At 54.2% G+C, this 23,940-nt stretch carries 20 protein-coding genes, 1 pseudogene and 1 other annotated feature; of the genes and pseudogenes, 7 read left to right on the top strand and 14 right to left on the bottom strand.

The features are described from left to right. Positions 1 to 15: 15 nt before the first annotated feature. Both RZS32_RS18480 and RZS32_RS18475 read right to left on the bottom strand, forming a co-directional pair. On the bottom strand, positions 16 to 1,047 hold the full coding sequence (locus tag RZS32_RS18480; protein WP_317054334.1) for a class II histone deacetylase: 1,032 nt from the start codon (positions 1,045 to 1,047) through the stop codon (positions 16 to 18). A gap of 139 nt (positions 1,048 to 1,186) precedes the next feature. Continuing rightward, entirely contained in the window at positions 1,187 to 2,551 is a 1,365-nt protein-coding gene (locus tag RZS32_RS18475) for an aminotransferase class III-fold pyridoxal phosphate-dependent enzyme (RefSeq protein ID WP_317054335.1), read from the bottom strand. 166 nt (positions 2,552 to 2,717) lie between these two features. Here RZS32_RS18475 and RZS32_RS18470 point away from each other — a divergent pair, with 166 nt between their 5' ends. Continuing rightward, positions 2,718 to 3,509: a helix-turn-helix transcriptional regulator gene (locus RZS32_RS18470; RefSeq protein ID WP_317054336.1), complete on the top strand. Its 792-nt coding sequence runs from the start codon at positions 2,718 to 2,720 to the stop codon at positions 3,507 to 3,509. 17 nt (positions 3,510 to 3,526) lie between these two features. Here RZS32_RS18470 and RZS32_RS18465 read toward each other — a convergent pair whose 3' ends face one another. From RZS32_RS18465 to RZS32_RS18445, 5 genes and pseudogenes are all read right to left on the bottom strand, one after another. Next, the gene (locus tag RZS32_RS18465; protein WP_317054337.1) at positions 3,527 to 4,456 is read right to left on the bottom strand and encodes a molybdopterin dinucleotide binding domain-containing protein; all 930 of its coding nucleotides are present in this window, start codon (positions 4,454 to 4,456) and stop codon (positions 3,527 to 3,529) included. A 266-nt stretch (positions 4,457 to 4,722) separates the two neighbouring features. Next, a pseudogene (locus RZS32_RS18460) lies at positions 4,723 to 5,784 on the bottom strand (molybdopterin-dependent oxidoreductase); the annotation flags it as partial. Positions 5,785 to 6,611: 827 nt separating this feature from the next. Continuing rightward, the gene (locus RZS32_RS18455) at positions 6,612 to 7,730 is read right to left on the bottom strand and encodes a hypothetical protein (RefSeq protein WP_317054339.1); all 1,119 of its coding nucleotides are present in this window, start codon (positions 7,728 to 7,730) and stop codon (positions 6,612 to 6,614) included. Between the two features lie 51 nt (positions 7,731 to 7,781). Beyond that, entirely contained in the window at positions 7,782 to 8,360 is a 579-nt protein-coding gene (locus tag RZS32_RS18450) for a PIN domain-containing protein (protein ID WP_317054340.1), read from the bottom strand. Then, positions 8,357 to 8,830 carry a helix-turn-helix domain-containing protein gene (locus tag RZS32_RS18445; RefSeq protein WP_317054341.1) on the bottom strand — a complete coding sequence of 158 codons (474 nt, stop codon included), beginning with the start codon at positions 8,828 to 8,830 and terminating at the stop codon, positions 8,357 to 8,359. The genes RZS32_RS18450 and RZS32_RS18445 overlap by 4 nt, the downstream gene beginning before the upstream one ends. A 227-nt stretch (positions 8,831 to 9,057) precedes the next feature. On the opposite strand from RZS32_RS18445, the gene RZS32_RS18440 reads away from it, so the two are divergent. Together RZS32_RS18440 and RZS32_RS18435 are read left to right on the top strand one after the other, a co-directional pair. After that, positions 9,058 to 10,482, top strand: a complete 1,425-nt coding sequence (locus RZS32_RS18440; protein WP_317054342.1) for a DUF2235 domain-containing protein — start codon at positions 9,058 to 9,060, stop codon at positions 10,480 to 10,482. 213 nt (positions 10,483 to 10,695) lie between these two features. Next, positions 10,696 to 11,622: a tyrosine-type recombinase/integrase gene (locus tag RZS32_RS18435; RefSeq protein WP_317054343.1), complete on the top strand. Its 927-nt coding sequence runs from the start codon at positions 10,696 to 10,698 to the stop codon at positions 11,620 to 11,622. 74 nt (positions 11,623 to 11,696) lie between these two features. Here the strand turns inward: RZS32_RS18435 and RZS32_RS18430 are convergent, their stop codons facing one another. From RZS32_RS18430 to RZS32_RS18405, 6 genes are all read right to left on the bottom strand, one after another. Then, positions 11,697 to 12,881 carry a UvrD-helicase domain-containing protein gene (locus RZS32_RS18430; RefSeq protein WP_317054344.1) on the bottom strand — a complete coding sequence of 395 codons (1,185 nt, stop codon included), beginning with the start codon at positions 12,879 to 12,881 and terminating at the stop codon, positions 11,697 to 11,699. Then, positions 12,874 to 14,520, bottom strand: coding sequence for an AAA family ATPase (locus tag RZS32_RS18425; RefSeq protein ID WP_317054345.1), 1,647 nt, complete (start codon positions 14,518 to 14,520; stop codon positions 12,874 to 12,876). The genes RZS32_RS18430 and RZS32_RS18425 overlap by 8 nt, the downstream gene beginning before the upstream one ends. A 290-nt stretch (positions 14,521 to 14,810) precedes the next feature. Beyond that, positions 14,811 to 15,380, bottom strand: a complete 570-nt coding sequence (locus RZS32_RS18420) for a hypothetical protein (RefSeq protein ID WP_317054347.1) — start codon at positions 15,378 to 15,380, stop codon at positions 14,811 to 14,813. Between the two features lie 91 nt (positions 15,381 to 15,471). After that, the gene (locus tag RZS32_RS18415; protein ID WP_339106931.1) at positions 15,472 to 15,624 is read right to left on the bottom strand and encodes an HNH endonuclease domain-containing protein; all 153 of its coding nucleotides are present in this window, start codon (positions 15,622 to 15,624) and stop codon (positions 15,472 to 15,474) included. A gap of 153 nt (positions 15,625 to 15,777) precedes the next feature. Further along, positions 15,778 to 18,837 (bottom strand): SMC family ATPase, encoded by a 3,060-nt coding sequence (locus tag RZS32_RS18410; protein ID WP_317054349.1) that lies wholly within the window; start codon positions 18,835 to 18,837, stop codon positions 15,778 to 15,780. Beyond that, a complete protein-coding gene (locus RZS32_RS18405; RefSeq protein WP_317054350.1) occupies positions 18,834 to 19,979 on the bottom strand; it encodes an exonuclease SbcCD subunit D in 1,146 nt (381 codons plus the stop codon). Before RZS32_RS18405 ends, RZS32_RS18410 begins: the two co-directional genes overlap by 4 nt. Positions 19,980 to 20,051: 72 nt before the next feature. Between RZS32_RS18405 and RZS32_RS18400 the strand changes: the two genes are divergently transcribed. Genes RZS32_RS18400 through RZS32_RS18385 form a run of 4 tightly spaced genes read left to right on the top strand, consistent with a single transcriptional unit; the run spans position 20,052 to position 22,732 of the window. Further along, positions 20,052 to 20,870, top strand: a complete 819-nt coding sequence (locus RZS32_RS18400; protein WP_317054351.1) for a WYL domain-containing protein — start codon at positions 20,052 to 20,054, stop codon at positions 20,868 to 20,870. Beyond that, positions 20,860 to 21,105 carry a WGR domain-containing protein gene (locus RZS32_RS18395; RefSeq protein WP_339106926.1) on the top strand — a complete coding sequence of 82 codons (246 nt, stop codon included), beginning with the start codon at positions 20,860 to 20,862 and terminating at the stop codon, positions 21,103 to 21,105. The genes RZS32_RS18400 and RZS32_RS18395 overlap by 11 nt, the downstream gene beginning before the upstream one ends. Next, complete coding sequence (locus RZS32_RS18390; RefSeq protein WP_317054352.1) at positions 21,102 to 22,160, top strand: hypothetical protein; 1,059 nt, start codon at positions 21,102 to 21,104, stop codon at positions 22,158 to 22,160. The genes RZS32_RS18395 and RZS32_RS18390 overlap by 4 nt, the downstream gene beginning before the upstream one ends. Next, positions 22,157 to 22,732 carry a bacteriophage abortive infection AbiH family protein gene (locus RZS32_RS18385; RefSeq protein WP_317054353.1) on the top strand — a complete coding sequence of 192 codons (576 nt, stop codon included), beginning with the start codon at positions 22,157 to 22,159 and terminating at the stop codon, positions 22,730 to 22,732. The genes RZS32_RS18390 and RZS32_RS18385 overlap by 4 nt, the downstream gene beginning before the upstream one ends. Here RZS32_RS18385 and RZS32_RS18380 read toward each other — a convergent pair. Continuing rightward, a protein-coding gene (locus tag RZS32_RS18380) for an IS3 family transposase (protein WP_422395913.1) occupies positions 22,668 to 23,896 on the bottom strand; the annotation gives its coding sequence in 2 pieces (ribosomal slippage) (positions 22,668 to 23,602 and positions 23,602 to 23,896; 1,230 coding nt in all). The genes RZS32_RS18385 and RZS32_RS18380 overlap by 65 nt on opposite strands. Continuing rightward, positions 23,493 to 23,609: a sequence feature (AL1L pseudoknot), on the bottom strand. Its footprint overlaps the gene before it by 117 nt. Positions 23,897 to 23,940: the final 44 nt, after the last annotated feature.

Below are 23,940 nucleotides of genomic sequence, written 5' to 3'. Positions count from 1 at the left end.
TCCTCTGTTGAGTTTTTAAGTTTTGAAGAATATGTCTTTGACACTTTGGATCAGGGCTTCCTGATCCTTACTAATGGTCTGACCTCCGTAAGACCCGATGAATTCGTTGAAAGGATCTTCGAATGTCTTATTGGTACCGGACAGCGCTTCGAGAACAGCCAAACCGCAATAGGGAACGTATTGTGGTGAATAGCCACCTTCATGGGTGACTATAATCCGCCCCTTGGCGTGTTTGTCCGCAACTTCCATGAGGCGCGTTGTCATCAAGGCATAGTCGCTGGATTTCAGCATCTGCATGCCCAAGGGATCCATCGCGCAAGAATCGAAACCGCTGGGAATGATGATCAACTCGGGTTTGAAATCTTCCAGCGCCGGGATCACCACTTCTTCAAAGGCGTGTATGTAACCGCCAGTGCCGGTGCCTGGAGGCAGAGGAATGTTCAGGTTGAATCCTTTGCCCGCACCTTCACCCAACGCCTCAATCGGGCCGGAATCCAGCGGGAACAGGTTGTTTTGATGGAGTGAAATCGTCAAAACCGACGGATCATCATAGAAGATCGTCTCGGTGCCATTACCGTGATGCACGTCCCAGTCAATCGTAGCCACGCGCTTAATGCCATGGACATTCATGGCGTATTTCACGCCAATGGCAGCGTTTGCGAACAGGCAAAACCCCATTGCAACGTCTGGTAATGCATGGTGCCCAGGAGGGCGGCACAGAACATAGGCATTGTCCCATTCGCCTGTTAGCACGTTGTCGACTGCGGCGACCACACCGCCCACGGCGAGCCTCGCGATATCAAGGCTGGCCGGGCCAACCGGTGTCAGCTGACCCGCATCTCCCCCGCCTGAAGCACAGACCGCCGCGATATGGTCGATATGGCTTTGCGGATGGATCGTTCTAATAATTTCATCTGATGCTTTCCTAGGTCGAAAGGCATGCAGCTTAGGCGCAAGATCTGTCGCCTCTACCAGATTGTGCAAACGCCGCTTGGTCTCGGGATTCTCAAAATGAAGACCCGGTTGTAGCTCGAGACTCGGCTCCATGAATCCGCACCAGTTTTGTGTGTCGTGCCAATAATACAGCTCAGAGGTCACCCATCCAGTCTTTCGAGAACACGTTGTTTCGGCGTGAAAATGCATAACAGCTCCTTTGTTGTTGTTTGTCTGTCTTGAGGCTGTGCGCTCAGTGCCCGACGGTCTTGGCAACAGCGGTGATGCTTTCGCGCAGGATGTCACCTGTTTTCTCAATCAGGTCCGGCTGCATGACCAGTGTTGGTGAAAGGATCAAGCTGTTGCCTAGGGGCCGCGCGATCAATCCGCGTTTTTGCGCCGCCTCGGCTACCTTACCCCCGATTTCGACATCGTCATCGAACGAAACTTTGGTGGCCTTATCCTTAACGAGTTCGATGCCCATCATGAAATGGCTGCCACGCACTTCGCCCACTATATCCAATTCACCGAGATCACGCAGCGTACTCTCAAATTGCTTACCGGTGGTTCGAACCTGTTCGGGCAGCTTTTCGCGTTCCATCACCTCAATATTGGCCAGAGCTACTGCCGATGCTGCCGGATGGCCCGAATAGGTAAAACCGTGCAAGAATTTCTCCCCCGGGGCAGAAATCACTTCGTAAATCTCATCCGAGATAATTGTCGCTGACAGTGGCTGATAACCAGATGTCAGGCCTTTGGCCGAGGTGATGATGTCTGGCTCAACACCAAACATCTCTTGCGACGCAAAGAAGTGCCCGAGGCGGCCAAAGGCCGTTACCACCTCGTCTGAGATATACTTGATGTCATTAGCGCGACAAATTTCGGCGGAGCGTACATGATAGCCTTTTGGAGCCACAATGACACCGCCCGCGCCCATGATCGGTTCGGCGATAAAGGCCGCAATGTTGTCCGCACCGAGATGTGCGATTGATTGCTCCAGATCCTCCATCAGCGCATCAAGAAACTCCGCCTCAGTCATGCCGCCCCCCTCGCGCCAATGATGCGGCGAACGGAGGTGATGTACTAGGTCGCTGGCGCTGCTCCAAGTTTGAGAAAAGGCCGGCGTCGTCATTGCCATCGCAAGGTAGGTCGAGCCATGATAGGCACCGTGGCGGCTGAGGACGCGTTTCTTGTCGGGCTTGCCTCGCCGCTCATTGTAGTGATGCAGGATGCGAATGGCTGAGTCGTTCGCGGCTGACCCAGAGTTGGCAAAATAGACATGATTCAGGCTTGCAGGGGCAAGGTCGGCTATCTTTTGGGCCAAATGGGCCGCCGATGGGTGCGTGAAATTGTAGAAAGTGGAGTAGTAATCCAGTTGACCAAGTTGTTGCGTCACTGCGTCAATCAATTCTTGACGCCCGTGACCCACATTAACGCACCACAACCCCGCGATGCCGTCAATCAATTCATTTCCGTCGCTGTCATAGACAAACGCGCCCTCTGCTCTGTTTATCACGGTGCGGGCTGTGTTCTGCTTCAAAGCATCAAGATCGCAAAAGGATTGAATCAGGTGATTGTCCGCCGACAGAATGTCGTCCGTCGTTGCATTAAGCTTCATTGGCTGGCCCTCCCTTGGTGTCTCTTTGCCCGGGAAGGCCGCCGAGTATCGCTGCCGAAAACCGGGCACACTCGTACCACCCCCAAGGTATTGAAAAGTGTACTCATGGGTGTATGAAGGGGTATAACCCCAAAGGGGTATGCATCTGTGCTTCGGGAACACCAGCATGAAACGTCTGGGCGATCTAATTGCGAACCTGCATGGCGATCACTTCGAACAGGCGTTGTTTAAATGGCTTGAGACATTTGTGCGCACAGATAACAACACGATCCTCGTCTACCCGGCCAACCGTCCCCCTAAGGCGCTCTATCGCAACTCGATGGCACCCGAGGTCCATGAAAAACTGGATTCTAACTACCTTGCCGGAGCATACCTTCTAGATCCGTTCTATACTTTGTACCTGGATGGTGCGTCGCCCGGTCTTTATGCGCTGTCGGATGTGGCTCCGGATCAATTCTTACGAACTCGGTACTATTCAACCTATTTCAAACAAACCACTTTGGTCGACGAGCTTGTCTTTGCCACCTACCCAAGGCCCGATTTCTCCATCCAGATCAGCATCGGTCGCGATGCCACCTCGTCCCGACGTTTTACCAAACGTGAGATTGACGCCGCGCGCCGGCTCTCCCCGGTGGTCTGCGCCTTGTGTGAAAAGCACTGGCGGGACTACCGCAGCGGTGAACCCGAAAGCGATGTGAGCCTGCAACATGACTTGCGCGGGCATCTGGTGGGGAAACGCGGCGTGTCACTCAGCCCGCGACAGGCGGAAGTAGCGCTGCTCATTCTCAAGGGGCACTCGTCCCTGTCAATCAGCCTCCGCCTCGGAATTAGCGTACAAACGGTCAAGGTGTTCCGCAAGCAGCTGTATCGCAAGTGTCAGATCTCTTCTCAGGCCGAGCTTTTCAAAATGATGATGCCGCTTCTGTCGGACATCGTGACTGCGCAACACCCCGGATGACGAATCCTTAGACCTGATCACTCCAACAGGCTAACCTCAACCAGCGCGGTGTGCGCACTGCAACCCTGTCCCAGCGACGAGGTCCCCACATCCATCGTCAGAACGTTGGGGTTGCCCTGAGGATCAGTGTTTTCACCCGGATCACCATACCAGGCACCTGTCGGCAGTGCGACCACCCCTTCCCGAATGTCATCCGAAAGCCGAGCTCGCGCCAGGCACGCCCCACGCGCATTGTGCACCCGCACCAAATCGCCCATGGCAATACCACGCGCGTGCGCATCCTCGGGGTGGATCACGATCCGCTCTGGCCGCGCGCCCTCAACATCCGCCAAGGCGGCCTCCATTTGACTGTGCAGCTTGTCACCCGGTTGCGGGGACACCAGATGCAGTGGGGCCTGCCGAGTCGCAGTTCCCAGCCATTCCGAGGGCGGTAACCAGACCGGATGCCCTGGGCAATCTTCGTAACCAAATCCGTCCACAGTTTCGGAAAACAGCTCAATTCGGCCTGACGGTGTGGTCAGCGGGTGGCCTTCGGGGTCTTCCCGGAAGCGCGACAGGACGGACGGCACATCCTCGTCCGGCGTAATCGGCAGGTGCATCCAATTGCGCGAACGCAAACCATCGAAATCAGGCAGGTCAATTCCGGCCTCGACCGCCGCAGACCTGAAGTCTCCATAAAGGTGGCGTAGCCATCCCTCAACATCGCGCCCTTCGGTAAAGACCTCTCGCGTACCCAGTCTATCGGACAAGTCCGCAAAGATGTCATAGTCATTGCGCGCCGCGCCCACCGGGTCGATCAGGCGCGGCATAAAGAACAGGTAGTTGTCCAGATTTGCCCGCCCGATATCCTCCCTTTCAAAAGGGGTAGTGGCCGGAAAGACGATATCGGCCCGCTTCGCAGTGGCGGTCCACCACGGCTCGTGCACGATGACTGTCTCGGGCCGCAACCAGGCCTCGTGTAAGCGATTGAGGTCTTGATGGTGATGAAAGGGATTTCCCCCGCCCAATATATCAAACGTATGTCAGGATACGGCTCTCGCTGACCGTTAAAATCAAAGAGTTGCCCAGGATTGAGCAACATGTCTGCGATCCGCGCCACGGGAATTACTCGAGCTACCGGGTTCTGCCCTTGGTCTAGCGCCAGACCGCTGAGTCGGTTGAGGGATTTGCCGATCCCACCGATCGACCCATATCCATAGCCCACACCGCCTCCAGGCAGACCGATCTGCCCCAACATGGCCGACAAGACGGCGGACATCCAATAAGGTTGTTCGCCATGTTCGGCCCGTTGCAGTGACCAGGCCACGGCGATCAATGTGCGCGTGCGCGCCATGCGCCTGGCCAGTGCAACGATCGTCTCCGGGTCGATCCCGCAAAGTGGCGCTGCCCAAATGGGGGTCTTGGCGATACCGTCCACCTCTCCCATCAGGTAAGGTCGGAACTGGTCGTATCCGGTTGTGTAGCGCGCGAGAAAATCGTGATCCACCAATCCTTCGTTTTCCAGCACCCAGGCCAGTGCCAGCATCAGGGCGGTGTCTGAGGCAGGGCGCAGCGGCAGCCACTCACACCCTTCGGGAGCATCGCTACGCTGCGGGCCTATATTGATGCAGCGCATCCCGTCCTTTTCGGCAAACCGCTTGAACCAGTCGGCTGTCTCGTGCTCCGTGATCCCACCCATGCTGACTTGCGAGTTTTTAAGATTAATCCCACCGAACATCACCAGCGTCTCGGTATGCCGGGCGATGGTGCGCCAACTATGCTGTGACCCATAAGTGTATTTGAGAAATTTAACACCAAACACATGCGGCATGATCGCTTGGGCACAACCTGTGGAATAACTTCCGAAGGAGGAAACATAGCCACCCATAGTATTCAGGAATCGATGCACCTGGCTGAGCGCGTGGTGAAACCGGCCCGCCGACGCCCACCCGTAGGAGCCTCCGAAGATAGCTTCGTTGCCGTGCTCCGTTCGCACCCGGTCCAACTCGGCTGCAGCAATATCCAAAGCCTCGTCCCATGGCAGTTCGACAAATTCGTCTCTGCCACGTAGCAGCTTGTCGCGCTGCGCGAGCCAAGCGCGGCGAACCGAAGGCTGTGTGACACGCGAGCGGTGATGCACTGCGGCGGGAACGATGTCAGGAATTTGCGGGGGAATTGGATCGTGAGCGAACGGCTGGGTGCCGACAATCCGATTGCCTTCTGTGATAACTTCGAAGGCACCCCAATGGCTGGACGTCACTCGTGTTTTCTTCGGAGACCGTTTTTTTGTTTTCATGTCTGGAACACCAGGTTGAAGATTATCTTTAGGCAAAGCCTAAATAAGAGTGAGGCCTTGTTCGGTTAATTGCTGGTGAAATGCTAAGTTTAAACCTCTGCCGCGCAGACCGAAGAATTCTTCAATTGAGCATTCGAGTCAAGCTCGTGTCAAAATCTTCAATTCTATCTAGATAGAGGCCAACACCTCCCATCTCGATAATGCGCCTCTGTGAAGTTGCTATTTTTTTGGATACGGATGGAGCGCTGAATGCGTAAAAAAAGTCCATTAGGGAATTGTCTTACGTCTGCGCATTTGGGACCATCTATCCACGAGGAGTAAGGTGGATTCCGGCAATGGAACAGCGTACCGGGTCTCCTGAAAGTTCGATTGTTGGTTTTTTTGAGGGCAACCTTCACTGCGCTTTCATTGATCTGCGATCTTTCGCTTTGCGCCCAGAGCAGCTAAGGCCGTTTCCGAGTGGGCTCATGAAGACTTATGTTCACTGCTGACTTGCATGGATCGACAATACTGTCGTCCTCAATGCCATACATCGTAATCGTTCCGACATACTCATGCATTGCAGTTCGACCAGCGTTCGCTATCCTGACTGAAACGAAGTAACCGTCGTCCTGTGCAAACAGGACCTGATGTTGAATTCTGATTACCACCTGCGGTTTGTCGAGTTAGCGGTAGAATTCTTTACCTACCAACAAGAAAGCAGACAACTGGACCGGTGAGCACACCCCAATCGATCATCATAAGCGGGGCCATTATCGTGACCGTTCCGGCCGGCGATTTCCTCGGCTACTATCGCCATTTACGCGACGCGAGCCTTAGTCTTTGCTTCAAGCGACAACCTTAGTAAGGGTTCTGAGTCCCGCCCGACCCCTGAAGTGGGGCTTTCGGTAGACGATCTGTCCATTGCGAGCCAGGAACAGGTGGCCCCGGACATAGTGAAGCGCTCGCGAGGTGCCTTGGCCTTCTGCTGGCGGGTCCCTCGGAACGCGATCCTCCCGGTTTCTCATGGAAATCAGGATCTCCTCGCTAAGGTGCATGGTCACGATGCTGATCGACCTCTTCCGGGGGCCCTGGGTTAAGTTTGTTCCGTTTTGCACACGACGCTTGGCGCCGGAGCCGGTTTTACGGGGGAGAACAACTGGTCTGGGGGTTTGCTCGGTACCCTTGAGCTCCAGCACTGCCGCCATCGCGATCCCGGCCTGGAAGATGCCAAGCAACTCGACCATGTGATCTTCGAGCGGGCGAAATCCGCCCGCATAGTCCGTGTTCAAGGTCGTTTCACTTGTCTGCGCCCAAAATCTCTCATCGACCTGGTAGCGAGCCCACTCGGCTTCGATCTCGGCCTTAGAGAGGTCTTTGGGAAGATTGCAGACGAATTCCTTATGTGTGACCTCCAACTCCCGGTTCATGTCAACTTTGATCTCTCCCATGGATGGCGAAAGCTGCACCATATTGGAGATAAAATTGACCTCTTCTCGCGAGAGGCCCTCATTCAACATTCGGCGCTTTTCTACTTCGAATTCCGAGCGATTGATGGTCTGGATCGTGCAGGTGCCATTTCCATGAATGTCCATCACGACACCCCGGCGTTTTATAATCCCGTATCTGCCTGTCCGCTCCTCCGGAGGCAGCGCATAGTTGAACTCGAACTGGGGCATCGTGATCTCAAGATCGGATTGTGAGCATTCGATAAAGAGGCGCCTCGGCTTCCTGGTTACATGACCGGCGATCCCCAGCAATCCGCGATGGTTGTCGGTCCGAATGTCGGAGGCTGGAACCAAAGCGCTCTGATCGAAGGTAAAGAGCTCGTAATCGTCCAGCACGCTTCGGAAGAGTTTTGCTGTCTCTACCCAACGCGACAGAAGTCCCACCTGTGCAAGGGCCATCCTAATGTTCGACTTGGCTCCGTGTTCCAGGAGGGACAGCATCTGCTGGGCGATAAACATTCTAGGCGTCCTTACTCGTAACTGTCGGCTGATGCACTCACAGGGTGAAACTTAAAGATACTCGATCCCAGAACGTGCCATGGCAGCTAGTTTCGGCATGCCACACTTTGTCAAATCCAGAAGAAATTCCGACGCCGTGAAGGGTGGATTGCCGTACCGTTGACGAACAGCTCTCAAGGCCCGGGCTCCATCTATCGGAAACAAGTCATAAGTATTTGCAAGCATGTCATCGGCACTCAAGGCTTCGACACTGTACTCTTCCAAAATGTCTTCCGGAAAATCTTTCTTATTCTCTGTTACGATGACTTGAGCTGAGCATTTGATCGCTGCCGCAAGTACGTGGCGATCATTTTTATCCGGCAGGTTAAGGCCGCTTACCAACGGTTCAAATCCGGTAACGAAACATTCCTCGAAGACTTCTCTGATTACACGCTCCTGGCGCCGCACACTGTCTTTCAACTCAGGCTTATTCTCAATCAGATTTCGGGTCCACTCATCCATGATCTGGTTAGTGAACCTTGCTCGAAACAAACCATGCTGAGCAAAGGTAAAGAGAACATCTCTGGTTCGGAAGGGATACAAGACATTTGCGTCGAGAACGACGACAAAGGGATTTGCTACATGGCTCACGCTTGGTCATACTCCTGGCCAAGGCGCGCGAGTTCCTGCATCGCCTCTTCTTGCAGACGTGCCTTTTCTTCTCTGTACTGCATCAATGCAGGTAGTGGTACGCGGCGATGTTTTCCTACCTCTTCGAACCGGATTTTGCCCTGCTTCAGCAGTTTTGTCAGATGTGGTCGGGATACATTAAGCATATCCGCCGCCTGCTGAGTTGTCAGCATAGCGCTCACCGGCACCAATGTAACCATATTCCCGGCGCTAACATGCCCAAGAAGCTCTATAATTAGGTCACCGACGGCTGGCGCGATCTTCACCGGGCCGCCATTCTCGCCGGAGATTTTCAAACCACCATCCAGCTCCATCGCCACGGCAATCGCTGTGGCGGCATGTGCTGCACTATCAATTTCAGCCTCCGTCGGGAGCCGATCTTTAAGCCCCTGAACCTCGTTCTGAGCGGCGTCTGTGTTCACTGCGGTCATAACTCTCTGGCCTCCTTTTTCTACCATATATGGCGGCTGGACTTATCCACGCAAGTGAAATATGTGTAACAAATGAAATAAGTGTAACGAAATCGAATCTCTCAATCCCATTTAGAAGGATAGTCGGAATTATCCTTTTTATTAAGTTGAGCCAACGAAAACCACGTTGATAAGGCATGGATTTCTGAGGAATCGATACATCAAAACGAGGACGGGCGGGCAAGCAGATGTCAAAACTCATACTGATTTTCTCTGATGGGACCGGCCAAGTGGGGGGTCTGAAACCAGATCAACGTCTATCCAATGTCTATAAGATGTATCGAGCGATGAGGCCGGGACCTTCCTCGCCCATCAAACCAAGTGATCAGGTTTGTTTCTACGACGCTGGTCTTGGGGCAGGAGAAGTTGGAGGCCTCACTTTCAAACGAATACGAAACACGCTTGAAGCGGCAGTTGGTACGGGCATCGATGAAAACGTGATCGACTGCTACGAAAAGATCATCTCATATTACGAGCCCGGTGACCGCATACTGGTATTCGGTTTTTCTCGCGGCGCCTACACTGCAAGAGCTGTGACAAACGTCATGAACCTCTGCGGTATACCAACAAAAATACCCGACGGCTCTCCAATTCCTCGCTATGGAGATCGTCTACGGAAAATCGCGAGCGATGCCGTCAACTATGTTTACAATCATGGAAACGGCTATCCCCGCGGGCAGGAGCCCTATTTCAGCAACCGTGAAGAGTTGGGCAGACGGTTTCGGCGCAAATACGGGAGTTTCGTTCCAGATGCAGACGAGGACGTTCAGGGAAACGTGCAACCGACATTCGTTGGCGTCTTCGATACGGTTGCAGCACTTGGCAATGTACTCGTGGGTTATCTAATCGTTGCGGGTTTGATTATGATGGCGGGCTTGATTGCAGTATCTCTTCTTCTGTCTTGGCATTGGTTATTTTGGCTGGCACCCGCTGTCCTATTGGGCATAACCTCCTATTGGTATGCAAAGTTGCGTTGGTCGCAGTTCAAGTATTTTTCACCCGATCCTGACAAGCCGCTCAAAATTTCCAACGCCCGTGACTGGTGGGCCATTTGGAAAAACGGGCATCGGGCCGTCTGGAATCGCAAGAACTACGACAAATGGTTGGATTCTGATGTCCGTTTCGCTCGACATGCTCTGGCGATCGACGAACATCGCAAAGACTTTCCCAGAGTAAAATGGGCAATGCGAGCGGAAGCCGAAAAGACCGTAGGGCGAAAGCCCGAGTGGCTAAAGCAGGTATGGTTTTCCGGTTGCCACAGTGACGTGGGCGGCAGCTACCTGGAACCGGAGTCGCGCCTGAGCGATATCGCCCTGGATTGGATGGTCACAGAATTGCAGGAATGTGTGCCGGAAATACAGATCAATGAAGACATGCTGGTCAGATCGCCGGATCCAACGGCCATGCAACATGAAGAAACCTACATGTTCAAGTTCGGGCCGATAAAGAAAAAGTGGCCTAGCAAGCCGCGTATAGTTGAGCCCATCTTTAAACTGCATCCATCCGTTCTCGAACGGCTCAAGGCGCAAGCTGTGTCACACGTTGGGGAAATGAAACCCTACAGGCCCGAGCAAATCAAAGACCATCCGCAGGCGAAGAAGTTTTACAAGTAAAGAGAATTCTCGTCATCAGTCACGTTGCGCAACTACCTTAATAAGACCCGAGTCAAGCCTTTGCTGTCATCGGCATCGCGGTGTGAACGAGCGTCTAAAGAACTGAAGCGTGGCGTTCGATAACATTTCCATTATCGTTACCGGTTCGGCGGGCGATTTCGCCGATCCCCGAGACTGTGATGCACTGGCAGGACACCTCAACAGGAGTCCAACATGTCCCATCTCGATCACACCGCTTTCGTCAACTCACGCCGCGATGAACGCGGCGTCGGCCATCACACATTGCGTGCCTACGCCCAGGATCTGCGCACCTTTGCGCGCTTCACTCAGATCCACAGGCTCTCGGATCCGCTATCGAAAGACGACATCCTCGCCTACCATCGTCATCTGCGCGATGAACTGAAAGCCAAGCCCGCAACCATCGAGCGGCGGCTCGTCACCCTCAAGTCGTACTTCGCCTGGCGCGCAGATCGGAACAGCGCCCTGCCCTCCCCATTTACCGGCGTCCGCGCTTCGGCCCGCATTCCACGGCGCCTGCCTCGACCGATAGAACGGGAAACCTTGAAAGCCGTCTTGGAGTCAGAAGCCGAGCCGACCAGTGCACGGCCAGCTCACTCAGCCATCGCCACTGATCAGGAGGCCACGATCTTGATCATCAAACTGCTGATTGTGACCGGTCTTCGGATCAGTGAACTCACCAACCTGAAGATCCGCGATGTCTCCACCGACGCCGCCCAAATGATCGTGCGCGGCAAAGGCAACAAGGAGCGGATTGTGTTTGTGCCGAATGCGGAGTTGCAGGAGGTCTTTCGGCAATACTGCACATTTCGGGCCACGCACAGTTCGCGGAAGTCGCCGCTCTTTCTGAACGCTGTTGGTCGTCGGCTTCGGTCGCAAACTTTTCGGAAACGGCTTCGGGTGCTGTCAGATCGCTTAGGGATCGCACCCCATCTGACGCCGCACCGGTTCAGACATTCTGCCGCGACCCTCTTGATCGAGGAAGGCACCGACATCCGCATGGTTCAGGCGCTGCTCGGACATGCCAACCTAAGGACAACGGAGATCTATGTGCGGGTTTCGAACACTGCCTTGCGATCAGCACTAGAGCGAGCAGATATACTCAACGTTCAGCGCAACTGAAGCTAGGCACGAGGCCTCAACTATGGAAGCAGCCAACAAGGAGGCGTCGCCTCATTCACATAGACGTTGCCGCACTACGGGCGCCATGCAGTAACGCCGTCGATGCTAACGTCTTCATCTAACAAGAAACCGGTGCTGTATCGAGCTCTGGTAGAGGCTACGTAGAATGCGTTTACTGCCTTGTCAGTAGAGCCAGCCGCAATTGCATTCGAGTTGCCTTGCAAGAATGCTTTCTGCGGTCCTGTGGGAATAATAAGTGTTCGGCAAAACGTCATACCTTTGGACTTGCCAAAGTTGAACGCTTCGCGCCCTGAGCAAATCTGCTGCTCAGTGGAATGGCTCTGCCGCAGAATAGTAGGACGATAGCGCTCGTAGTAAGCCTCGAAGTCGGCTCTCTTCACAGCGAACACGCCAAGATGCTCAGCAATCGCGGCTGGTAGGTTTCGCTCATCGACGCCTGAGATTGTGGAACGAAATCCAAGGCCATGGTGTATTCTGTCGGAAAACGTACAGATGGAGGCGACAGAACGACGACTCTTATTCAGGCTGGATTGCGAAAACCCGATGTCCTGAAAATATGATACTTTTTCAGCGTTGCTCTTGGGTTTCTTCTGAGCATTGGCGGTTTGGTAGATGGTCTGCCTGAAATCTCCGACACAAATGACGTCTAGTTCGGAGCATGCAGAGAACAACCGCAGCAGTTCGAAGTCCCAGCCGACGAGATCCTGAACCTCATCAATGAAGATGACGTCATAAATCTCTTCAAGGCGCTCGGTTGCGCATCCAACTTTGTAGGATTTGCGCCCAACCTTTCTTATGATTTTAGTCTCTTCTGCAATTCTACAAGCAAACTTCGACAGATATGCTGAGTGGGCTTTTTGGGTCTCTTTTGTGACGAAATGCTGTTGGTTGATGCTGCCGCCTGATGCGCGCTCAGCGCGGCCTCTAATAGTGTATCCATTTCGCTTGTGTGGATCAGTTTCATTGAAATTTAGGCCGCTCACTCTGTCTTCTAGAACGCACGATTGATATGGTCGTACCATGTCCTCCAACAAAAAGGTAAACCACCCTTTGACTTTGATTTCGGGAGGGACGGCCCCCAACTTGGAAGAAAGACGCTGGATGATCTGGCGTTGGTTGCAATCGGTATACGTCAAGATCAAAGAACGTTTCCGATCTCGATACCGAGCAATGGCATCATTAATGATCTTGGCAGACTTACCCGCGCCAGCACACGCAATGATCAACTCCTTAGTCAAAATGCAAAGCCTCAATGAGGTAGTTCGGTACCGTTAATTCATCGTCCGATTCAAAGATTCGCATCGCGGAGTCGACCTTCCTGCCACCTGTTCCCTCGCCCGAGAACCAATTGGTTAGGAAAGCCTGTCTCGCCGCCAAATCACCAGTGGCGTATTCATTGTATGTTTGCGTTGACAAAACCACCTTGGCATAGACATCCAACTTAGTCTGTGAACCTGAGTTTGCGTAAATGAATGCTGGTTCCAGGGAGTTTTCATGAGCAGGCTTGGGCGAGAACACCTTGATAAATCCATACTCGTCGTATGGAGCCTTCCAATCCACGATGTTCTTTTGCCAATCTCCATCGTTGTCCTTGACTACATGCACTGCATTTCCGAGATGCTGCGCAATGTTCAAGAAGTTTTTGAAGCCGATCCCACGAACGACAATGATATCGATGCCGTCTTCTTCGGGAAGCTTGCCGAATTTTTTGAGGTAAATTTTCTTGAGGACGAGTTCATCCGAGGGGCCCTCAACCAAGATCACACTTTTACTGAGCACGACCCGCAATGTATCGTATCCTGGTAGCCGCCTAAGTGTTTTCACGGTCTTGGGGTCAATCTCATGCAAACGTTTGTAGCCATCTGCCAAAAGGCAAATTTTCTCAAAGCTGAGCTTGTTTAGAACATAAGAACTGTGGGTCGTTAGAAAGATCTGCTGACCCTGGTGCCTGTCTTCTATGAACTTCACCAACTTTACCAAATTCATATGTGATAGGTGAATTTCTGGCTCTTCTATCATTACCACATTGGCGGCTGTTGACTTCTTCCACAGCGCCAACTTCATCTGAACTTGGTGTTGTTCGCCCTGTCCAATCTGCGAAAAAGGGATGCTATCTAGAGTAAGCTGAAGATTGTTTTCCCAACTGGTCTGAGGGGAACTCTCGATTGAGAATTCGAGATTCTTACCCGTTATGTCATCTTGCTTATCGAGTTCGCTATTGACCTTTACGACATCAGGCTCTGCGTCAAACTTCTTTTTTAATTGTCGGTAGTTTGTGTTCAGGAGCGTCTTGTCTTCCCTCTCAAGAGCGGTTTCGAGGATATCAGAAATGTATCGCCGTGCGCCCATTGTTGGGTGCAGCGCTGTTGGATCAACGAACAGGCAGGAAATTCTCTTGTTGTAAGGCGATAATTTATCCCAAGAAAAAGCATACCATTCAAAACGATAGAATTCGATTGGAAGCGAAAGGATGTCTTCGGGCTTCTTGGAGTATTCGAGGTAAGCAGAGGCCAGATCAGGATCAAAAAAAACACGGACAAAGATACCTGGGCAGTTTGATCCTAGGGTGTTGTTGTTCCCCTTGAGGTCGCTGTCGCCCTCAAGGTAGGCTTCAATCAGTAACTCCGGGAAGGAGCCTTGGTCTTTCGGCCCGGCAAGAAAGTCGGCGACAGCGTCTACACTGAATAGATCAGCGGACAGACTGGTTGAAAGCGGTTTACCGCGATGTCGCAAGTTTAGGCAAAGCTCAATCGCCTCCAAGATCGTGCTTTTGCCGCTTTCGTTATCGCCAACGAGAATGTTGATGTCGTCGTTAAATTCGAAATAGTCGTCCCGTATCTTTTTGAAATTCTTTATGTAGATCTTTTTAATGTGCATTCTTGCGCTGCGCCTTGCCTGGAGGTTACACCATCCGATGCGGGCAGGAAGCCCACGTACCGAGACTGATCTTGATGGTGGCTACGGTACGAAACAGATCGACAACCTGCAATTGCAGTCGCAAGAAAACACTGTTTGGGCAATGTGGTAACCGTTTTCGGTCGTCTTTAGCGTTGATCAGACACGACCTACTACCACCTGATAATGTGTCTTCCCATTGTCGAAACCGTGCTCATTACCAAATACAAATAGTCGGGACGAGCGGTGGCTACGCGCGTCAGCAGAACCATTCATTTCCGATTGCTCGATCCAATCGGTCTCCCGCTCAACAGCAGATCGTATCCATTTTTCGTAAAGCCATTGCGCGCGTTCCATATCTCGTTTGGACCAAGGACTAAGCTCAACTGTCTTTCCTTCCCCAAACTAGTTGTGCCAGCCTTTCCCACTCGAAACATCAGGGCGAGATGAAACATCCCCGCCACAGCCTCTTCAAATCCGTCACGGATCAAGTCATTGGCTTGCTGCGTACTGCCTCGTGGAACAATCATAGGTGCAGGAAAGAGAAAAGCGGCCGTGACGGTTCCCGCATCAGGGAACCTTTGGTCAGTGACATCGGCCCCCACGTTGTCTGAGGCCTGTTTGATAGCTCGTGACCAAGGCGCGTAGTGCCATTCTTGGCTAGGACGTTTGCATTCGAAAGCCAGGCAGCAACCCGAGAATTCTTCGTTTCGTGGGATCCCTAGAACATCACATCTCACATTGTGCCCACTGACCGTGCGCAATTGAACCTCTTGTGTACAGTCAAACCCGTTCTGCAACAAAGAGATCAGCTTGTCGCGAACAAGTCGCTCAATATCCATGCGTCCCCACCAACATCTTTGTATGTTCCGCTACCTGAAGTTTTCCTATCATGCAGCACGACATATCCTGTCCATCATCAGGCACAGGCTGTCACCACCGACGCTTGCGAAACCTAGTCTTAGATCTTCCAGGTATCTTGTTGGACTTACGCTTATTGGCACTCGTTTGCAGGGCTTGAAGGTTTCTTCCCGCATCCGAGCCGCCTTTAGATCGTGGCCAAATATGATCAACCTGCCAACCCATACGACTGCTCCGGTTGTAGGCTGGTTTGTAGATCACGTTACCCTGAGAATCCCGTCGATAGAGGTTTGGGTTCTTTCCTTTGACTGGGCGCGCTTTATTCCAGACATGCTGGGCTTTGGGATTCGTAGAATACGGCATTGGGAACTCCTGTGGTTATACTGCGGATCTCCGCGTATGGATGTGGGACCCAGAAGGCGTGACTTCGATGTCAAACCCTTCGGTGATCATGGATTTCACCTGCTCGGTATGGGAGATCAGCCCCACCGACCGCTTGTCGTTGGTCAGTTCGTAAAGCGTCTCAAGCGCCGTATTCAGGGTGTCTTCGTCCAGAGTGCCGAAGCCCTCATCAATGAAAATCGCATCGAGCTTGATCCCACCACTGTTCTGCTGAACGACATCGGAGAGACCGAGGGCAAGGGCAAGCGAGGCTTGGAATCCCTCGCCGCCGGATAGCGTCTTTGTGGGTCGCGACTTCTCCGTGTTGGCATCGAAGACGGCAATGTCCAGCCCGCGCTTTTGTCGCCCCCCTACGGTATCTTCAGGACGCAAAAGCTGATAGCGCCCGCCCGTCATGGGCCCGAGCCTTTGGTTGGCCGCGACGAGCACCTCATCGAACATCGAGGCGATCGCGAAATCCGGGAGCCGGACCTTGCGGTCATTGTTGCCGTTGACCAGGTCTGCGAGGCCGCCGACCGGACCGTACTCCGCCTCCAGTTCAGTGATACGAGCAGAATGCGCTTCGACCTTACGTTGTGTCTCGAGCTTTGCTTCCTGGTCCCGTTTCAGACGGGTTTGGGTCTGCTGGCTGGTTTCCAGCTTCGATTGGGCGGCATCTCTCGAGGCTATTAGCGTTTCGATGTCCGGGGGGTCTTGGTCGCCGATTTCCTTCGCCAGCCGCTCAAGGTGGGCCTTGTTGGCAGCCGCGCGCTCATTGAAAGAGTCGATCTGTTCTTGGAGCGAATCGCACTGCGCCACGTCAGCTCTTGCAACTTGAAAACCTGCTTCGTCCAACCCGACCACTGCAAGCCTCTGTGTGAACTCCGCCTGAGTCTTGGATAGGGCCTCGGCTGTTCGTTCGATCTCTACGACAGCACTCGCAGCCCCTTGCTCGGCGGCACTAAGGGCGACAGCGGCCGCCTTTTCTCCATTTACGGCTCTCTCGTGAGCGGCAACGAGTTCACTCCGTGCGGTTACGGCATCCGATAGTGCGGTCGCCAAGACATCTCCTTGCCGCCAGTTCTCAGGCACGTCTCGCAGTAGGGTGTCGTAGGACGTCTGTGCCCGTGTCTCCGCGTCTCTGGCCTCCGACAGGACTTGACGTGCCCGCTCGTAGTTGGAAACCGCCTCCTGCGTGGAGACTTCTGCAGTGGCGATCTTGTCTTCGAGATCGACAAATCGGGTATCTGCTTCCAGTGCGGTCTTCCTGTCCAGCGCTTCTGCCAGAACCAGATCGAGGCTCTTTCGATCCCGAACTGGAGGCTCGAATGCTTCAAGTTCGGTCTGATGTTCGGCCAGGGAGGACTTCGCAGCGGTAAGTCTAGTCTTCGCTTGGACCTCATCACGTTCGGCGGCGCGCAGATCCCGCGTCGCCTGCTCGAACTGGTCATGACGACCCCGGCGCTCCGGATCGCCGATCGCCGGATTGGGATGGTCCAACGAGCCACATGCCGGACAGGGCTCTCCCGGAAGAAGTGTTCGCGCCACGTGGAGCGCCTGTATCTCGGTCAAATCATGCTCCGCGCGTTCCAGGGCGGTCTTGCAGACTTCGAGATGGGCTCTCCACTTTTCGTGCTCGGCTTGCTGCCTCTCAACATCAGCTACCCGCGCATTACATTTGGACTTCGCGACTTCAAAACGACCCAAGGCCTCTACTTCACGTTCCACCGTTGTGAACGCATTGCCTGCTTCCTGAAGGGCTCGCACGTGCGTCGGCTGCTGTTTCTGCAGGCTGCGGAGCGTCGCAAGTGTTTGATCGGCGTCCGTCCGATTGCGTTCTGCGACAGCCTGCTTCTCAGCCGCTGCCTTCGTTGTAGATTTCGCCGCCTCAAGGTCCTCCAACAGGGTGCGGGATTGGCCGAGCGTTTGTTCGAAGCGTTGCAGTTCTAGCACTCTTGCATGGGCAGCGTCGCGACTATCCTTCTGCTGCTCCGTCCGATTGAGCGCTTCTTGGGCCACGCTCAGGGCCGATTGAGCAGAAGCCAAACTTTCCTTAGCCGTGGCGTGACGGGTCTGAGCGGCACCGGCCTCCTCGCCCGCGGTCCGCATCGCAGACTCGGCGACCAATACAGTTTGTGCCGCACGCGCCTTTTTTAGACGGGACCTGGTTTCTTCAACCGCCTCACTTGCAGCATCGAGCGTTGCTTTCTCTGTCTCAGCCGCTCCCCTCGCTTCGAACTTTTCTGCCAGACCCTCTCCAGCAGACAAAACCTTCTGACATTGCACCAGCGCATCGGTCTCTGCTTTCACGGCAGTCTCGAGTACGGAGACCTCTTCGCCCATCGAACGAAGCTCGTCGGCCAGTTGTTCTTCGCTCAGAGCACCCAGATGCGTGTCGCGCCGGACGCGTTCATCACTGATTTGACGGTAAATGTCGGCGGCATCGCGTTTGATGCGATCCGCAAAGCGTTCGTAGAGCTGGACGTCAAACAGGCGCTTCAGGATCGGGGAGCGCTCATCGCTTGGCGCCGTCAGGATTTTGCGGAAGTCACCCTGAGGCAACAGAACGATCTGACGGAACTGGGCAGCATTGTAGCCCAGAAGCGCCTCTATCTCAGGATCGACCTTGTTGACCTGTTTCTCAGCCAGGACCTCACCGAGATTGTCGCCTGCGATTTCGTCCAGTGACATGCCGGTCGCCCGGAAAAGGCACGCCTGGTGCGGTTCGGTCGTTGTGCCCTGCCCACGAAGCGCCGCGCGCTGCTGCTTGGGAACGCGTTGAACAACATACCGTTCGTTGCCGAGATCGAAAACGAGTTCGACCTTCGTGATGTCGGTTGCATGGGCGTGATGGCAAACCATATCCTCTGCGCTGCGCTCTGCCCCGGAGGACTGTCCAAACAAGGCGAAAGAGATACTGTCGAAGATCGTGGTTTTTCCGGCACCGGTTTCTCCGTAAATCCCAAAGATTCCGGCATCGAGCGCCGCCGTAAAATCGACTACTTCGGTCCCGGCGTAAGGGCCAAACGCAGTCATCGTAATCCGGATCGGCCTCATGTCGTATTCTCCAGCACGGGGCGGTCGAGAACACCCTTCACTACGCCTTCCTCACGTTCCGTTGCGCCTTCGCCGCGGACATATGTCAGGAATTCTCCGATGACGCCGACGGGATCGTCGAGCTTTGACTGCGCCCGGCCGGCGCTACTCACTACGAGGTCCCGCTTTTTCTCTCGCAAGGTCTGCAGTATGTTCGGATAGTGTGGCCGCAGCTGAGCGGCCGGTTCGATCAAAGCCCCGTCGTCCAGCAGAATCGCCCGGATGTAGTCTTCGCTCGGATTGGCCTTCGCCTCGGAAACGAGATCGTCCAGAAGCCCACGCACCTCGCGCACCTGTCTCAAAGGCTCGAAATCCACTATCTTCAGATCGATCACTTGCCCGTGCGCGTCGAGATTGAACACGGTCATCGATTTCGTCGTGCCCGCTTCATCGAACCCGAAGGCCAAGGGCGAGCCGCTGTATCGGATCGTGTTCCCACCCGCGGTTTGCGGACGGTGAAGGTGGCCGAGCGCGACGTAGTTCGCACCTTCAAAGATCGCTGCCGACACGGTCTCCACCGTACCGACCGACAGCCGCCTCTCGGTCTCCGTCGGTTGGCAGTTTGTTACGAAAGCATGGGCCACGACGATCCAGCGAGCATCATCTGGCACGCGCGTTCTCGCGGCTTCGATCTGCGCCCGGAGAACGTCCTCCGGCGACCGGATGCCTTCTGCCTCAAAGGCGCGACGGGCGGCGTAGATCTCTCCATAGGGAAGCGCCGAGATCGCCACCTTGCCATGAGCATCCTCCAAGATCAGCGGCGTCTCATCTCGCTCGATCGGGCCACGGACCAGAATACGTCGGCGGTCGAAAAGCTTTGACGCAGTTCCAAGCCGCTGGCCAGAGTCGTGGTTTCCGGCGATGACAACGATGGCCGCATCGGTCTCTTCGTGAACGCGCTCCAGGAAATCGCTGTAGAGTTTCATCGCAGATTCGGATGGGGAGGCTTTGTCGTAGACATCGCCAGCGATCAGCAGAACCTCGACGCCTTCATCAACGATGGTCTGGAACACCTGGTCGAGAATGTGCGCCTGATCCATGTGCAGCGATACGCCCCGCAGGGTTTTTCCAAGATGCCAATCAGCTGTGTGGAGCACTTTCATTTCTACACCAATAATTTTTATACGTATATTTTTAATATGGACAAATCCAAAGAGTCAAGATAGTTTCGAACCATGGCCTTTGACGATCTGAAGCACGCCCAAAAAGAGCGGCTAGAATACCTGGACCGCCTGCTCTTCTGGGACGGCGCGGCGACACGCGGATCGCTTATCGAGCGTTTCAGAATCTCGAACCCTCAGGCCGCGCTAGACTTCAAGACGTATTTACAGGCTGCTAAGCCTGCCGGTCTTGAGTACGACGCTTCGTCAAGACAATATCTCACGACGGAGCACTTCTCGCGTCTGACTGGGCGAGCGGCGACAGATGAGCTCGAAGAGCTGCTCAGCGGCAAGAAGCGTGCCTTCTACGACGTCTTACCAGACCTCCAACGCACCCAGAACGTGCGCGTTTTCAGGCCGCTCTATCGTGCCATGCTGGCCGGGGAGGCGATCAAGATCGTCTACCAATCTATGCGCGACCCGGAGCCGGAAACCCGTTGGATTGCGCCTTTGCGCTTCGCGTCGGACGGGGTGCGCCTCCATCTGCGCGCCTGGTGCTATACCCGCCAAGGTTTTCGCGACTTTATTCCATCTCGCATCGATCCGACCCAGTCTTTCGCGGAGCGACGCAATGCAGACGGAGTTCCGAGGGACGATGACTGGTACACTTGGGCTGTTTTAAAGCTGCGGCCGCATGGCGACCTGACACAAGACCAAAAGCGTGTCGTCCGGATCGAGTTTGGATTTGATGACGAATGCCTCGAGATCCGCGTTCGCAAGCCGCTCGAATTCTACACAAAGCGTCGTTGGGGTCTCGATCAGGAGAACCCCCGGCTGGAATGCTTTGGTTGCGAGTACGTGGCTATGTCCGAGGAGGAGATTGATGAGGATTGATATGACCCGCGTGGACCCGGACGCGAATATGGATAGGTTCTACTGCGTTCAGCTAACAGAGAGTCTGTTTGGAGAGATTGGCGTCGAAAGACAGTGGGGTCGGCGTCGAACTCACGGTCGCCGTCGGCTTGATTGGTACAGGGGTGATGCTGAAGCGAAAATCGCGCTGTCCAATCTCGTGAATGAGAAGCTGTCGAGGGGTTATCATTTGAAAGCTGGAGGAGCCGTCCGATGAAGATGAAGAACCTCAAGAGATTTCAAACCGGCGGCACCCGGTCGAAGATGCAACTGTCCATTCCACTGCCTCAAACACCTGAGGGCCGGGTTTATCGATTCTCTCCGAACGAGGACGCCCACCCCCGACATTTCGTCCTTGGCGAACAAGTGGCCGATTCCGCTGCCGAGGAGTCTAAGCGCGAAAGGATGATGCATGAACCGGGTTCGTCCAAAACAATATGCCCCTACAGTGGCGTTGTCGGCAACGATGACGAGTTCACGCATCCGAAGGACAAGGAAGCTGCAATCAAGATCGTCAAGCATGCTGCCATGCAAGATGCCCAAGACGCCGTCTCAGATATGCTCAAGGGGGTTGCGAGAAAGAGCCGAGGCGGCATCACTTACAAACCGGGCTCGCGTACCCGCCGCCCGAGGCCGCAATTTGGAAGACGCGATCTCATGCGTCTCTTAGTCTGCGATTGCTGCGGTCGCGACTACGGTGTCTACGCGATTGCCCTTTATTGTCCTGATTGTGGTGCCCCGAACGTCTCACTGCACTTCTCGCGAGAGGTCGAGTTGGTTGGGCGGCAAGTCTCGATCGCTGAAGGACTGGGAGAAGAGCAAGCTGAACTTGCCTACCGCCTTCTGGGAAACGCGCACGAAGACGTTCTGACAGCGTTCGAAGCTGCTCAGAAGGTGGTTTATTCGCACAAAGTCTCTCTGGACCCCAGCCGTGCGGCTCCCACCAAGGCCATCCGAAACGACTTTCAAAATGTGGAAAAAGCTCAGAAACGCTATGCAGAGTTCAACATCGACCCGTTCAACGGACTATCGGATGCGGAGCGGGAAGCGCTCGAACTCAACATCCAGAAAAGGCACGTCATCGGGCACAATCTCGGTGTGGTTGACGCCAAATTTGCCGAGAACGCGCGAAATACGCGGTTAGGCGAAACAGTAGAGTTGCTGGGGAGCGAAATCCGAGAATTTGCACGGCTTTGTCAAATCGTCGTGGCGGCATTAGACGATTGGATAGGGGATGTAGCCGCACTGCACAGGCGAGCCCAGAAGTCATGACCCACCGGCTCATCATTATTGGAAATGGCTTCGACCTTCATCATGGGATACCTTCACGGTATAGCGATTTTGGTCGATATTTAGAAGCTGAAGACCCGGATGTGCATCGTCTTATTGACGAATACCTCTTCTTTGACAAAGACTTCTGGAATGAGTTCGAAGACCGCCTAGCATCATTCGACTCTGATCAGGTCATTGATTATGCAACAAACTTCCTGGTCTCTTATGGCGCCGATGATTGGAGTGACGCGGACCATCACAATTTCGAGTATGAGATCGAGCAGATCGTCGAAGGTCTTGCAACAAAGATGCGAAAGCGCTTCGCTGAATGGATACGCGGCCTCCCGATACCCGCACCGCGCACTGTGCCATTGGTGCACTGCGTCGACCCCGGCGCGCGCTTTCTGAACTTCAACTATACGTCAACTCTGCAGATACTTTACGGAGTGCCCGACGCCAATATACTTGAACCGCCCCGGTTTTGCCGGAGACTGTTGAGTTCGTATTTCAAGCTGCGATTTTGTTTGATTTCAAGGCTTGTTCGTATTTCTCCTCCGCTTCGATTGGTGTGATGTAGCCGAGAGGTTCGAGCAAGCGTTCCCTATTGAACCAATCGACCCATTGCAGGGTTTCCCATTCGACCTGATCTTTGGACTTCCATGGCCCCAGCCTGTTGATGACTTCCGTTTTGAACAGGCCGATGATTGTCTCAGCCAGTGCATTGTCATAGCTGTCGCCGACGCTGCCGACGGATGGTTCCAATCCTGCATCGACCAAACGCTCTGTGTACTTGATCGATACATATTGCGATCCGCGATCTGAATGATGGATCAGTTTCTCAGCAGGTCTGCGCGCATGGATCGCCTGTTCGAGCGCATCCAAGACAAACTGCGTGTCCTGTGTTGTCGATGCTTTCCAGCCGACGATCCGGTTGGCGAAGGTATCAATGACAAAGCCCACGTAGACGAAGCCCCGCCAGGTGGACACAAACGTGAAGTCGGACACCCAAAGCTCGTTTGGCATCGCAGCCCGGAACTGGCGATTAACCTTGTCCAGTGGGCATTGATCGGCAGGCTGACCATAGGTGGTTTTGACCTTCTTGCCCCGCCGAACGCCTTGAATACCAAGCTGGCGCATCAAGCGTTCAACCGTGCAGCGGGCGATATCGATCCTCTCGCGCTTCATTGCATGCCACAGTTTACGTGCGCCGTAGACTGATCTGTTCTTCTCCCAAACGTCTTTCATCTCTTTGCGCAGATACGCATCCCGCTTGGCGCGATCCGATGCACGGTCAGGTTCGCGTTCAACGGCCAGATGCTCGTAGAAAGTCGACGGGGCAATCTGCAGAACACGGCACATCGGCTCGACCCCATGCACGCTTCGGTGCTCCTTGATGAAGGCAATCATTTGCGGAATGGGCGGTCGAGCTCCGCCTGTGCAAAATAAGCAGATGCCTTTTTGAGGATCTCATTGGCCTGACGCAGTTGCCGGTTCTCGCGTTCAAGTTCCTTGATGCGTTCCCTCTCAACCGTCGTCAGACCATCACGCTTACCCGTGTCTGTCTCATGTTGTTTGACCCAGATGCGCAGGCTGTCCCTGCTGCATCCAACCTTCTGAGAAATCGACAAGATTGCTGCCGATCTGCTCGCATATTCTGCCTCGTGATCCAAAACCATCCGCACCGCTCGGGCGCGCAGTTCCTCTGGATAACGTGTTCCGTTCTTCGTCTTTCCCATAACCCAGTATCCTTACTTCTGGGTCTCCGGCAAACAAGGGGCGG

The sequence above is a fragment of the Roseovarius sp. W115 genome, from assembly GCF_032842945.2.
In the GTDB taxonomy this organism is placed as follows: Bacteria; Pseudomonadota; Alphaproteobacteria; order Rhodobacterales; family Rhodobacteraceae; genus Roseovarius; species Roseovarius rhodophyticola.
Note: the sequence above shows the minus strand (reverse complement) of the source record. Positions and strands in the feature narration are given on the sequence as shown.

What these genes read in the sequence shown, in the direction of transcription:
- RZS32_RS18390 (WP_317054352.1), top strand. Translation starts at nt 21,102, where the DNA reads ATGAAGATGAAGAACCTCAAGAGATTTCAAACCGGCGGCACCCGGTCG.
- RZS32_RS18475 (WP_317054335.1), bottom strand. Translation starts at nt 2,551, where the DNA reads ATGAAGCTTAATGCAACGACGGACGACATTCTGTCGGCGGACAATCAC.
- RZS32_RS18445 (WP_317054341.1), bottom strand. Translation starts at nt 8,830, where the DNA reads ATGACCGCAGTGAACACAGACGCCGCTCAGAACGAGGTTCAGGGGCTT.
- RZS32_RS18410 (WP_317054349.1), bottom strand. Translation starts at nt 18,837, where the DNA reads ATGAGGCCGATCCGGATTACGATGACTGCGTTTGGCCCTTACGCCGGG.
- RZS32_RS18425 (WP_317054345.1), bottom strand. Translation starts at nt 14,520, where the DNA reads ATGCACATTAAAAAGATCTACATAAAGAATTTCAAAAAGATACGGGAC.
- RZS32_RS18435 (WP_317054343.1), top strand. Translation starts at nt 10,696, where the DNA reads ATGTCCCATCTCGATCACACCGCTTTCGTCAACTCACGCCGCGATGAA.
- RZS32_RS18420 (WP_317054347.1), bottom strand. Translation starts at nt 15,380, where the DNA reads ATGGATATTGAGCGACTTGTTCGCGACAAGCTGATCTCTTTGTTGCAG.
- RZS32_RS18455 (WP_317054339.1), bottom strand. Translation starts at nt 7,730, where the DNA reads ATGTTTATCGCCCAGCAGATGCTGTCCCTCCTGGAACACGGAGCCAAG.
- RZS32_RS18385 (WP_317054353.1), top strand. Translation starts at nt 22,157, where the DNA reads ATGACCCACCGGCTCATCATTATTGGAAATGGCTTCGACCTTCATCAT.
- RZS32_RS18470 (WP_317054336.1), top strand. Translation starts at nt 2,718, where the DNA reads ATGAAACGTCTGGGCGATCTAATTGCGAACCTGCATGGCGATCACTTC.
- RZS32_RS18440 (WP_317054342.1), top strand. Translation starts at nt 9,058, where the DNA reads ATGTCAAAACTCATACTGATTTTCTCTGATGGGACCGGCCAAGTGGGG.
- RZS32_RS18405 (WP_317054350.1), bottom strand. Translation starts at nt 19,979, where the DNA reads ATGAAAGTGCTCCACACAGCTGATTGGCATCTTGGAAAAACCCTGCGG.
- RZS32_RS18415 (WP_339106931.1), bottom strand. Translation starts at nt 15,624, where the DNA reads ATGGGTTGGCAGGTTGATCATATTTGGCCACGATCTAAAGGCGGCTCG.
- RZS32_RS18400 (WP_317054351.1), top strand. Translation starts at nt 20,052, where the DNA reads ATGGCCTTTGACGATCTGAAGCACGCCCAAAAAGAGCGGCTAGAATAC.
- RZS32_RS18395 (WP_339106926.1), top strand. Translation starts at nt 20,860, where the DNA reads ATGAGGATTGATATGACCCGCGTGGACCCGGACGCGAATATGGATAGG.
- RZS32_RS18480 (WP_317054334.1), bottom strand. Translation starts at nt 1,047, where the DNA reads ATGGAGCCGAGTCTCGAGCTACAACCGGGTCTTCATTTTGAGAATCCC.